This window comes from Pseudoalteromonas sp. 10-33, from assembly GCF_001469195.1.
Taxonomy (GTDB): Bacteria; Pseudomonadota; Gammaproteobacteria; order Enterobacterales; family Alteromonadaceae; genus Pseudoalteromonas.
In genome coordinates this window covers 240,801-253,611 of sequence record NZ_LOFI01000012.1, presented here as the reverse complement: position 1 = coordinate 253,611, position 12,811 = coordinate 240,801, and the positions used below count along the sequence as shown (strand labels likewise).

The 12,811-nt window shown below is 39.3% G+C and carries 7 protein-coding genes; 2 read left to right on the top strand and 5 right to left on the bottom strand.

The annotated features are described in order from the left end of the window. Positions 1–55: 55 nt before the first annotated feature. The 3 genes from ATS76_RS08985 to ATS76_RS08975 all read right to left on the bottom strand — a co-directional run bounded on the left by ATS76_RS08985 (position 56) and on the right by ATS76_RS08975 (position 6,342). A complete protein-coding gene (locus ATS76_RS08985) occupies positions 56–1,912 on the bottom strand; it encodes a glycoside hydrolase family 13 protein (RefSeq protein ID WP_058551857.1) in 1,857 nt (618 codons plus the stop codon). Further along, on the bottom strand, positions 1,912–3,405 hold the full coding sequence (locus ATS76_RS08980) for a tryptophan halogenase family protein (protein ID WP_058551856.1): 1,494 nt from the start codon (positions 3,403–3,405) through the stop codon (positions 1,912–1,914). Before ATS76_RS08980 ends, ATS76_RS08985 begins: the two co-directional genes overlap by 1 nt. A gap of 144 nt (positions 3,406–3,549) precedes the next feature. Next, entirely contained in the window at positions 3,550–6,342 is a 2,793-nt protein-coding gene (locus ATS76_RS08975; RefSeq protein WP_058551855.1) for a TonB-dependent receptor, read from the bottom strand. Between the two features lie 660 nt (positions 6,343–7,002). Here ATS76_RS08975 and ATS76_RS08970 point away from each other — a divergent pair. Further along, positions 7,003–8,625, top strand: a complete 1,623-nt coding sequence (locus ATS76_RS08970; protein ID WP_058551854.1) for an alpha-glucosidase family protein — start codon at positions 7,003–7,005, stop codon at positions 8,623–8,625. A gap of 68 nt (positions 8,626–8,693) precedes the next feature. On the opposite strand, the gene ATS76_RS08965 is transcribed toward ATS76_RS08970, so the two are convergent. Continuing rightward, a complete protein-coding gene (locus ATS76_RS08965; RefSeq protein WP_058551853.1) occupies positions 8,694–9,248 on the bottom strand; it encodes a TIGR00645 family protein in 555 nt (184 codons plus the stop codon). A gap of 228 nt (positions 9,249–9,476) precedes the next feature. Between ATS76_RS08965 and ATS76_RS08960 the strand changes: the two genes are divergently transcribed. Then, on the top strand, positions 9,477–9,719 hold the full coding sequence (locus ATS76_RS08960) for a hypothetical protein (protein WP_058551852.1): 243 nt from the start codon (positions 9,477–9,479) through the stop codon (positions 9,717–9,719). Between the two features lie 157 nt (positions 9,720–9,876). Here the strand turns inward: ATS76_RS08960 and topA are convergent, their stop codons facing one another. Beyond that, a complete protein-coding gene (gene topA / locus ATS76_RS08955) occupies positions 9,877–12,585 on the bottom strand; it encodes a type I DNA topoisomerase (RefSeq protein WP_058551851.1) in 2,709 nt (902 codons plus the stop codon). Positions 12,586–12,811: the final 226 nt, after the last annotated feature.

Sequence of the window (12,811 nt, the reverse complement as noted above, 5' to 3'; positions counted from 1 at the left end):
AATACTAATGATTAGTGCAGCAACCATACAGTTGCTGCATACGTATTCAGGCAAACTATTGTGGTGTATTTATTTCTAAAACGGTGGCACTCATTGCCGGTAAAGCCACTGTATCACCTAGTAATTGTATTTTGTTGGTGAATAAGTTATGCGCTTTAGCATTTTTTGGTATTACTTCCTGCATATACTCAATATTCTTAACGAGCTCTTTTGTGTTTTTATTCATAAATACCAATACAGTTTGCTCGTCGCTAATACGCGCATAACTATACACACCTTGTTGTGGCGTAAAGTGCACTAACTTGCCTTTATCTAGCGCAGTGCTGCTTTTTCTAAAGTTAAGCAAAGTGCTAATTGTTTTGTGCATGTCTTTTTGCTGCGAGGTAAGCCCTTTACCTGTAAATGCATTACTCGTTTGGCCTTTAAACCCACCCGGGAAATCTATTCTAATATCACCATGATCTTTACTTGGGGTGTTATCTAATAGAACCTCCGTACCGTAATACATTTGTGCAATACCGCGCGTGGTTAAAAATAGCGTCATGGCCATTTTAGTTTTTGCAACATCTTGTCCAAGCTCAGTGTATACACGGCTCATATCGTGGTTATCAGCAAACACCATAATGTTATTGGTATCAGGGTATAAAAAGTCATTCGCCAACGACTCATAGACTTTAACCCAGCCCGTGTTCCAGCTTTCATCTTCATTGAGCGCTTGAATTACCGACTCTTGCAACGAAAAGTCCATCACGCTTGGTAGGCTTGATGTATACCCATCTTGATTATTTTTACCACGTTGCCAATAAGAGGCAATTGCAGGGTTAGAGGTCCACTCCTCTCCAACAATATTAAAGTCTGGATACTCTTGCATTATTGCTTTTGTCCAATCACTCAAAAATGCTTTATCTGAATACGAGTAGGTATCAACACGTATGCCGCTTAAGTCGGCGTATTCTATCCACCAAATAGCGTTTTGAATTAAGTATTCACTTAACAGTGGTTGGCGCTGATTTAAATCAGGCATGGTTTCTACAAACCAACCATCATTAAACTGGCGCTTGTCGTACTCACTGGCGTGTGGGTCTTGTATAGTTTGGCGTGCATGGCTTGTAGCGTTTTTACCTTTTTTAAACTCACCATTAAAGTTAATCCAATCTTTGGTAGGTTTATCTTTAACCCAGGTATGCTCTGAGCCAAAATGGTTGAGTACCATATCCATTACAAGGCCTATGCCGTGCTCTTTTGCTTTTGCAGATAGCGTTTTATATAACTGATTTGAGCCCATACGTGGGTCAACTTTATAAAAGTCAGTAATTGCATAACCATGGTAAGAATAATCTGGCATGTTGTTTTCAAGTACTGGCGTTAACCAAAGCTGAGTAACACCTAAATCGTTTAAATACGGCAACGCGTTTATAACACCTTGTATATCACCCCCGTGGCGTCCGCCCTTTATACTAGGATTTGCCGCTTCTAACATGCTATGAACAGTATCGTTTTGCTCATCACCATTAGCAAAACGGTCTGGGTTGATTAAATAAAGGGTATCGCTAGATGTAAAGCCTTGACGCTGAGCGCTGTTTTTATATCGCTCAAGAAGTGGGAACTCAAAGTTAATGCTTGTTTCGCTGCTATTAAACTCAAGCATTCCGGCTTTAGCGGCGTCGGTAATGGTAATATTTAAAAATACATAATTTGGATTATCGGTACGGGTTACTTTATTTAACTTAACGCCATTGTATTTAGCTAATTTAATTTGCTCGTTTGCAATGTTTTGCTCATGAACCATGATGTTAATCGTGTTTTTATTCATGCCTACCCACCAATTAGTAGGTTCAACGTCAAGTGCGTAGGTTGAGCATGAAAAGGTACACACTATTGTAAGTAATAGTGTATTTAAAAATCGCATCATTAAACCCTTTTTATATTGGCTAAAAATTCTTTATGAGTGGGTAATTGATCTACCGTTGAATTAATAAGCGTTTTTAGTGTTGAGAATAAATCGTTTAGTTGTTCACTACTGAGTGAGTCAACGATGTTGTTATAATCCTCGGGAATAAGGCCTTGCCCAATGCATACCTGCTGCCAAGCCACTTCTGCAAATAGCTCGTCGCTTTCTCGAACCACCTTGCCTGTTTGCCTAAATAAATCCATTTTATGAGCTAACGATTGAGGAATATCCATTTGCTTACACTGGCGCCAAAATGGAGTATCTTCTCGTTCGGTTAACTTGTAGTGTAAAATAATAAAGTCGCGAATATGCTCTATCTCGGTCACACTTTGCTTATTAAATTCAGTAACAAGCGCATCACTAACGCCATTGTGAGGAAATAACTTAATTAAACGTATAACCGCACTTTGAATTAAATGAATACTAGTGGACTCCAGCGGCTCTAAAAAGCCACTTGAAAGGCCTACTGCTACAACGTTTTTATGCCATTGCTTTAGACGTCGTCCTGTTTTAAATTTTATTAAACGAGGGGATGTTGTCGGTTCACTCGGTAAGTTGTTGAGTAAAAGCGCGGTAGCTGACTCGTCAGATAAATAGCGGCTGCAATAAACCAACCCATTACCTGTTCTATTTTGCAACGGTATTTGCCACTGCCAACCTGCGTTATGTGCAATAGAACGTGTATAAGGCTTTAATTCATCACGTCCTGTTGATTGCACTGCTACGGCGCTATCGCATGGTAAATAATGCGACCAATCAACAAAGCCTGTATTAAGTGTTTGCTCAATTAAAAGTGCACGTTGCCCCGTACAATCTATAAATAAGTCACCCTCAATTTGGCTATTATTATCAAGCGTTAGACTGTTAATTTGGCCTGTGTTAGGGCATTGCGTAACATGGTCAATTTTTGCATCTATGTGTTTTACACCGCGTGATAACGCCAATTTTTTTAAGTACTCAGCATATAGAGTCGCATCAAAATGAAAAGCGTAGCTAAGCCCAGGCAGTTGTGTATTTGGAATAGATTTAAGTGGTGCAAATTTGTGCTTTTTAGCGGCTTGGTAATTAAGTGAAAAATCCCATAACGAATCTTCACTGCCACTTATTTGCCCTTTTACCCAAAAGTTATAAAAATCACAAAAGGGAAAATCTTTACCAAACGAGCCAAATGCATGCATGTAACTGTGAGATGGTGTTTTCCAGTTTTCGAACTCGATGCCAAGTTTTATAGACGCATTGGTGGCGTTTATAAAGTCTTGTTCATTAATACCCAACGCATTGTTAAGCTGAATAATAGGCGGAATGGTCGCTTCACCGACCCCTATTGTGCCAATGCTACTGGACTCTATAAGCGTGATGTTAATTACTTTACCTAACACTTTATTAAGTAGCGCTGCGGCTATCCAACCAGCGGTTCCACCACCCGCAATAACAACGTTTTTTATTGGTTTCATAGTATTGCCCACGTGTTAATACCAACTCAACATAGCACTTAATGGTTTGATTGGTATAAATCAGATTTTGATAAAATTTAGATAAAGTAGCTATAAAAAAGCCCTTGTAAAATAAATTACAAGGGCTCCTACACACAACGTTTATTATAGCTTGTAGCTAAAGCCCAATAAGAACGTACGACCATAATCTTGGTAGTCACGTACTTGCAGCGCGTTATCGCCTTGCAATGATGTAAACGCTTCTTCGGTAATGTTTTGAATTTGGAACGTCATTGATAAGTTCTCAAAACCAGCAATACCAGAATCAGCAAAGTCATAGCCTAATTGCGCATCCCAAATAGTCTCGCCAAGTATATCAACTTGTTGTGTTGCGAAACCTGAACCGTAGATGTCACCTTTAAAGTCACTACGTTTACGCATGCTGGTACGTGCTTGGAAACCATTGCGTTCGAAGTACACAGTTAGACTATCAATTTTATCTGACAAACCTGGTAGTTCGTAATCATTTCCGTTTTGATCTTGCAAGTCTTGCTCAACGCTGGTGTGGCTCGCAATTAAACCAAAACCTTCTAACGACTCATGTAATACACTGAAAGGGAATGATAATGAAAGCTCATAGCCCCATAAACTTCCGTCGCCACCATTCACTTTGCTTGAACGGGTAGCTGTATTTCTGTCTGCTGGAGGCAACTCGCCGGTTGCAGGGTCTTCTTTACCTGTTACATCAACATCGTAACGCTCATCAAAAATCCATTGGTCAATGTCTTTATAAAATAACGCTGCTGAAAAGTAACCTTCTACATCAAAGTAGTTTTCGTATGTTAAATCAAAGCCTGTTGCTTCTTTTGGTTCAAGCTCTGCATTACCACCAGAAATAGACCAGTAGTTACCGTTTTCGTCTGGCTTTTCGCTGTTATAACTTGTTTCAATCGATGCATGCATTTCATCAAGGCGAGCACGAGAAATTGTTTTAGCCGCACCAAAACGAATTGTTTGCTCTTGATCAATTGCAAAAGATAAGTTTAAGCTTGGTAATACATTTGAATAGTCGTGACTAACATCAGTAGGTGATGCAATCACTAAACCATTAATATTTGATGCTTCAAAGCCTTGTGATGACTGCTCAGTGCGTACATAACGTACACCTACATTACCTGTTACCGGTATGCCACCAATTTCTGCATTAATATCTGCTTGGATAAATGCAGCGGTAACTTCTTCTTGAACTGTCCACGAACGGGTTAAATGTTTTTGATCCGTTAAGCTTTCTTGCAGTAAATCGTAATAACCATCATTCACTAGGCCGTTAGTGTCATAAGCAATCATGTCACCCATGCCAATAAAGTCTAAACTTGCCGAACCTAAACGGTACTGCTCTGGCACTGATACCATGCCCGGATTATCTAAAGAGAAATCTTTCAAAGTCATGAAGTAGCCTTCAGACTGTTTTACTTTCTCACGGTCGCGGTAAGATAAACCAAAATTAATACGGCTAAAATATTCGTTTTCAAGTACTTTACTGGCCGCTAACTTAAGCGTTGAAAGCTCATCGCTAATCTCTGGTGCGTTAATAAAACCATCTTGTGCGGTATTTTGATAAGCCGTGTCATTTAAGCCGTACTTGTTATTTAGCGCCGCACTGCCACCCCAAGATAACGGGCCACCTAACTGAATTAAGTCGTAGTCGCTGTAATCAAGCTCATGAGTAAATTGTGCACCCGTATTTCCACCATCAAATGCATACCCTATGTTATCAGCAATACCGTTTGCATCGCCACGGCCAGTGCCTGAATAACTTTCAATACTCCAAATAGTTCGATCTACTTTTGAGCGGCTTGCATCAAACTCAATTGACCAGTCATCGTTAATATCGTATTTAGCGTTAAAACCAAATTGTGATAGCTCTGCCTTTCGTTCTTCATAGTCGTTTCGAACAACAACACGCTGACCTTCGGTTACAGCGCTAGTAATAAAGCCAGACTGTTCATCTACAGTAACACTATTTGGGTCGATGCTACCTTGACCCCAAGCAAAAGGAACTTCAATACCACGCAAGATTTTTTCATCATTAAAATCTACATATAGCGCATCAAACGTCATATTTAAGCGATCGTTTGGTGCAGCTTCTACAACTAGCATTGCTGAGTCACGCTCAAGGGTTGACGAGCGTACAAACGGTTTAGCCCCGCCTAAAATCGAATATGTTTGACCGTCTACTTCTGTATCAGGGTATCCCCAAGAGTTCCAACGTTTTTCTTGGTTTGGTGAGCTCATGGTGTTGTAAGCAAATGCTACACCTATGGTGTCATCTGCAAACTGATCTATGTATGATACAGTGCCACGAAAACCTGCATCGTCGCCATCCGAATTTAATTTATCAAAGCTAGTTTGCTCATACTGACCACTAAACATGATCACTTGCTCACCTTTACTTAAAGGTTTTACGGTTTGCATGTCTATAACACCGGCGATGCCTTCAGCTTCGATACTCGCACTGGGTGTTTTGTATACGGTTACACCGCTCATTATTTCTGATGGGTAAAGGTCGAACTCAACGCCACGGTTATCACCAATCGATACTTGCTCACGACCATTAAATGTAGTGGCACTTTCATTTTCACTAAAGCCACGTACACTCACTCGACTTGCACGACCGTCTAGGCGCTGTGCTGTTAAGCCAGGTAAACGAGCGATAGACTCAGCAATCGACGAATCAGGCAGCTTACCAATATCTTCAGCAGAGATAGACTCAACGACTTCTGGTGAAAAACGTTTAGTGTTGATTGATTCTACAATACTGCCACGAAAACCTTTAACTTCGATAACTTCTACGTCATCATTTTTTAATTGTTTTTCTTCAGCTGCAGTTGCTGCAAAACTAGTGATGCCAGCAGCAGCTAACGCCAGAGTTAATATACTTGGTTTGAACATAGACATGATGTTTTCCCGTTACCCATATTGTGATACCCGCTCAATTGTTTAGTGATAGTAAACCGAGGCGAGCTTATTTTGTTGTCAGGATGGATATTAACGCTTGGTTTATTTTATTAACAAGTTTATGCATACGTATTCAAGCCTTATAAAATCAACATAAATTAACACAAACTTCACATAAAACTTAGTAACACACTGTTTTAAATAGTATTTATTGGTGCAACCAATTCCATCCAAATATTACAATTATGCAAAATAGCCTAATGATTTTAACGTGCTTTAACAGCCTGTAATTATTAAGAAATAAATTTTAACCATGCACCATAAGCTAAATTTAATTAATAAATATGAATGTGAAATTGGTAAGACCATTACATACAATCACCATTATAGTGCAATCCAGTAAAAATATGCACTTGCGAGGTGCTATGCCGTGTTTCTTTTTTATTCAACGCAATTGGTAAACAGGTTTAATTTAGTTATAACGCTTAATTGACACTAAATATCTATTTTTTGAAGTAACTCAAACGTGCTTATTTTTGTGCATACGTATGCAGTCTTTTTACAGTATCTCGGCCTTCACGTATGCTTTTTGAAAATAACGTGATCCACCATAATCACATATAAGAATTTAAAAAACTGTTTGGAATGACGGAGAAAAGCATGGCCCAAAAGCAGTGGTATAAAGGTGCGGTTATTTATCAAGTTTATCCGCGTAGCTTTCAAGATAGCAACAACGACGGTATTGGTGATTTAAGAGGAATAATTAATCGTATTGATTATATTAAGAGCTTAGGTGTTGATGCTATTTGGATTTCGCCATTTTTTAAATCTCCTATGAAAGATTTTGGTTACGATATTAGTGACTACCGTGATATTGATCCTTTATTTGGCAATTTAAACGACTTCGACGAGCTTATTGAACAAGCACACGACCGCGATATTAAAATTATTATCGATCAGGTGTTAAGCCACACGTCAGATCAACATCAATGGTTTTTAGACAGCCGTGAAAACCAAAATAACGATAAAGCCGATTGGTATGTGTGGGCTGACTCTAAAGAAGACGGCACAGCACCCAATAACTGGTTGTCAATTTTTGGCGGCGGTGCATGGCAATGGGAACCACGCAGAGGGCAATACTACCTTCATAACTTTTTAACTGAACAACCCGATTTAAATTTTCATAACCCAGATGTTAGAAAAGCAGTGCTAGATAACGTTGAGTTTTGGCTTAAAAAAGGTGTTGATGGTTTTAGACTCGATGCCATTAACTTTTGTTATCATGATGCGCAGCTTCGTGATAACCCTGCTAAACCAAAAGAAAAACGCCAAGGCCGTGGTTTCAGTGAAGACAACCCTTACGCATTTCAATACCACTACTACAATAATACCCAGCCTGAAAACATTGAGTTTATGCAAGATATTCGTGCGTTACTTAATAAATACCCTGGCACTGTCTCACTAGGTGAAATTTCGTCAGAGGACTCTTTAGCCACGATGGCAGAGTACACACAAGGCGGTGATAAGCTGCATATGGGTTATAGCTTTGAACTTTTAACTAACGATTATTCAAGTGAGTATATAAGAACAACTGTGCAAACCCTTGAAAAAGGGATGACAGAAGGCTGGCCATGTTGGGCATTTAGTAATCACGATGTTGAACGTGTAGCAAGCCGTTGGAGCCAAAATGGCGAAATTAATTCACAGCAATGTAAAATGCTCACCGCCCTACTCGCATCTTTACGCGGTAGTGTGTGTATGTACCAGGGTGAAGAATTAGGCTTAGGCGAAGCAAGCGTAGCCTTTGAAGATCTGCAAGACCCGTATGGAATAACCTTTTGGCCTAACTTTAAAGGCCGTGATGGTTGTAGAACGCCTATGCCATGGGATAATGCAAGTTTACAACATGCAGGCTTTAGCGAAACTAAGCCATGGCTGCCAGTAGACGAGCAGCATAAGCAGCAATCAGTAAAACAGCAAACTCTTGATAGTGATTCTATTTTAAATGCTTATCGTGAGTTTATGGCCTGGCGAAAAACAAAGCCCGTGCTACTTGAAGGTGATATTGAATTTATTAACACACATGAGCCTGTTCTTGCTTTTTACAGAACATTCGAAAATGAAAAGATGTTATGTGTTTTTAATTTAAGTGGCGCTGAAGCAGCGTTATCGCTGCCAACTGATATATCTACAGAGTTTAGTGAGCTTAGTCATCACAAAGGCCATATAGAGAACGAGCAATTACTATTAGCGCCATATGCATGCTATTACGCAACGTGCTAATTGATACTAACCACTAATTAGTGACAACAAAAAGCCCATGTAATGACATGGGCTTTTTTGTAGGTAAATTAATGATTGTGGGTTTTACTATTTAGGTAGTCGGTAAATGCAAACAACACGCCCGACATCACAAAAGTAACGTGGATTATTACTTTCCAGAGTAGCTCGTCGTTTGAATGTGCCTCTGAATTTATAAACACTTTTAAGAGTTCAACAGCTGATATTGCAACAATAGCGCTGATCAGCTTCATTTTAAGCCCTGAAAAACCCACTTTTCCCATCCAAGATGGCTTATCTTCGTGGTTATCTATGCCCAGCTTAGACACAAAATTTTCGTATCCACTGAAAATAATAATCAACAAAAGGCCTGCGAGTAACGCTGTATCTACTAGCGTCAATATGCCTACCAGTAAATCTTGGTTTGATGCTGTAAAAGTAGCAATCCCCATTAAATACAGTTGTTTAAAAAATTTAATCAATAACAAAATAACCGCAAACAAAAGGCCAACAAAAAAAGGCGCTAACAACCAACGGCCTTTAAAAATAAACGACTCCAATGCATGCTCTATTTTATTGGTTGATTGAATGCTTTTTTTAGGTGTATCGGGCGTGTTAGATGTCATTTGTTATTCTATATATTAAAAAAGGCGACATTAACGTATTAATTAAGCTTATACAAATAATTATAAAAAACGGCCTATAAATAAACTTATCTTTACGATAAATATTTTTCGTTATCTTTTATTTAAAATTCGACTAAATTCAGCATACCAACAGAAGCGTTCTGCTTGGGCACGTTTGTTTTATAGCGACAATAACCGTTATGAAACCATTTTTTTAGGAATAAACGAATGAAAAAAGCATTACTTGCATCATTAACAGCGTCACTATTTGCAGTATATGCAACATACTCAATAGCAGACGACACACCAGTAGCTTCATCGCAAATGATAAAAGAGTACACTGAGATGTGCGTTAACTGGGCTAAAGACGACGATGTAATGAATGAAGACCTTTATGCATATGTTTTAAATTGTGTAAATGATGAGCTTGAATCTGAAGGCTATCAAAAAGTAACGTCTGTAAAGATTTAACGCTGACTCAAAACTGTAATTTAAGGTTAGCTATGCTTAGTTGATTGAACAGCCAAAAAGCCGTTGCGAACACAATTACTAAGCATAAAAAACCGGAATAGACACAGGCTGTGCATTCCGGTTTTTGTAACGATAAAGTGTTACTACCTAGCTTTAGTTACTCTTCATCTTTTTTTGCTTTTGCTTTAGGTTTTGCCTTAGCTGGGGCTTTTTTAGCCGCTGCTTTCTTTTTAGGTGCCGCTTTTTTCTTGGCTTCCTCTACCCATTTACCTGCTTCATAATGAGCAGTCCAACCAGTTGCTTTACCGTCAATTTCAGTCATAACATACTGCGCTTTGTTTTTACGGCTGTAGCGTACAACAGCAAGATTACCATCTGGGTCTTGAGCTGGCGCGTCAGCTAAATAGTAAAATTTAGGGGATATACGGTCTCTAAAACGTTTTAACTCTTCAACCTTAGGCGCTCGAGTTTCACGCGATTTAGGGAATGTATTTGCAGCTAAAAATATACCCGCAGCACCATCACGTAATACAAAATAAGCTTCCGATTTTTCACATTCTAATTCAGGAATATGAACTGGATCTTCTTTAGGCGGAGCAGCTTCACCATTTTTTAGTAACTTACGTGTATTTTTACACTCTTCGTTATTACAGCCAAAGTACTTACCAAAACGCCCAGATTTAAGTTCCATGTCTGAGCCACATTTATCACACTCAATAATTGGACCGTCATAACCTTTAATCTTAAACGTGCCTTGCTCAACAATATGCCCTTTACACGCTGGGTTGTTACCACATACATGTAACTTGCGGGTCTCATCAATTAAATACGAATCCATCGCTGTTTCACAAATAGGACAGCGCTTCATTTGCATTAATTTTTCTGTTTCTTCGTCTTCAACGTCAGCGGCTACCGCTTCATCGCCAGATACTAAATTCATAGTAGTAGTACAACGTTCTTTAGGCGGTAGGTTATAACCCGTACATCCTAAAAACACACCCGTTGATGCTGTTCGAATACCCATTTTACGACTACATGTAGGGCATTCTATATCGGTTTCAACCATTTCATTAAGACGCATGCCACCTTGTTCTGGTTCGTCTTTTGCAATGGTTAATTGTGTTGAAAAGTCAGCGTAAAACTTATCAAGGACTTGCGTCCAAACACGTTCACCTTCAGCTATGTCATCTAAACGGCCTTCCATTTTTGCCGTGAAGTCGAAGTTCATTAAGTCGGTAAAATTTTCAACCAGACGGTCAGTGACAATCTCACCCATTTTTTCAGCAAAGAAACGACGGTTTTCTACACGTACATAACCACGGTCTTGGATTGTAGAAATAATTGAGGCATATGTAGAAGGACGACCTATTCCTCGTTTTTCTAGCTCTTTAACTAAACTTGCTTCGCTAAAGCGCGCTGGCGGTTTAGTAAAGTGTTGTTTAGGATCAAGCTCAACAAGTGTCAGTGTTTCGCCCATAGTAACAGCAGGAAGTGATTGATCTTCTTCGTTCTTTTTACGAACAGCGGGTTGTACTTTAGTCCAACCATCAAAACGAAGTACACGCCCTTTAGCTTTAAGTTGAAAATCATTAGCCGCAACAGTCAAGGTTGTTAAATCGTACTCTGCAGGCACCATTTGACACGCTACAAATTGACGCCATATTAACTCGTAAAGTTTTTTAGCATCGGCATCTACACCTTCTAGGTGTCCAGACAACACGGTAACGCTTGAAGGACGAATAGCTTCATGCGCTTCTTGGGCGTTTCCTTTTGAGCTGTAGTTAATTGGCTCTTCTGGTAAATACTTTGCACCAAATTGTTCTGTCACGTATTCACGACACATTTCAACCGCATCTTTCGATAAGTTAGTTGAATCGGTACGCATATAAGTAATATAACCACCTTCATACAATCGCTGAGCTAGCATCATGGTCTTTTTAACACCATAACCTAAACGTGTACTGGCGGCTTGTTGCATTGTTGATGTAATTAAAGGTGCACTTGGGCGACTTTTGCTTGGTTTTTCTTCAACGTTAACAACTTTATATTCGGCATTCTCAAGGCTTTTTACTGCCTCTTTGATTTGTGCTTCGTTTACAGGCTTAAATGGCTTGTCTGCTTGTTTAGTGACTTCTAAACGTAATGCTGACTCAGTATTTGTAACATCTGCATGAATATCCCAAAACTCTTCTGGGATAAACGCTTTAATTTCACGCTCTCGTTCTACAAGTAATCGTACTGCAACTGACTGTACTCGTCCTGCCGATAATCCACGCGCTACTTTTGCCCATAAAAGCGGCGATACCATAAAGCCCACAACACGGTCTAAAAAACGACGTGTTTGCTGAGCAAATACCATGTCAGTATTTAGCTCACCCGGTGTTTCAAACGCTTGTTGAATGGCATTTTTAGTAATTTCGTTAAAAACAACGCGTTTATATTTTTCTGGCTCGCCACCGATGATTTCTTGAAGGTGCCAAGCAATTGCTTCCCCTTCTCTATCCAAATCCGTTGCGAGGTATATTTGGTCTGCTTTTTCGGCCAGCTTTTGTAATTCTTGAACAACTTTTTCTTTACCCGGTAGGATTTCGTAATGAGGCTGCCAGCCTTTTTCAGGATCGATCCCCATACGTGCAACTAAGTTGGTGTAATCTCGTTGCTGTTTATACGCTGCTTTCTCATCCGGTGGCATTTTACGCACTTCTGCTGGCGTTTTAGTTGCCGGCACTTTTGCTTTGCTCGAACCTGAGGTAGGTAAGTCTCGTACATGCCCAATACTGGACTTTACGATAAAGTCATTACCTAAGTATTTATTAATTGTTTTAGCCTTAGCAGGTGACTCTACAATTACTAGCGATTTGCCCATAGTTGCCTATTTCTAACCAAATATTGAAAATGTGTTTACCGCATTAGCGGTGCGAATATTTATAGGTATATCTACAAACACTAGTTGTTACAAGCTTTTAATACAAACTTTTCAGTATTTACTGAATAAACGAACAATTTTTGTTGCTAATTTAGACAAACTGGTGTTTTTAGAATAATTGCTGTGGAATATATAGAACACAAAGAAAAATGCCAACCTAAAGGTT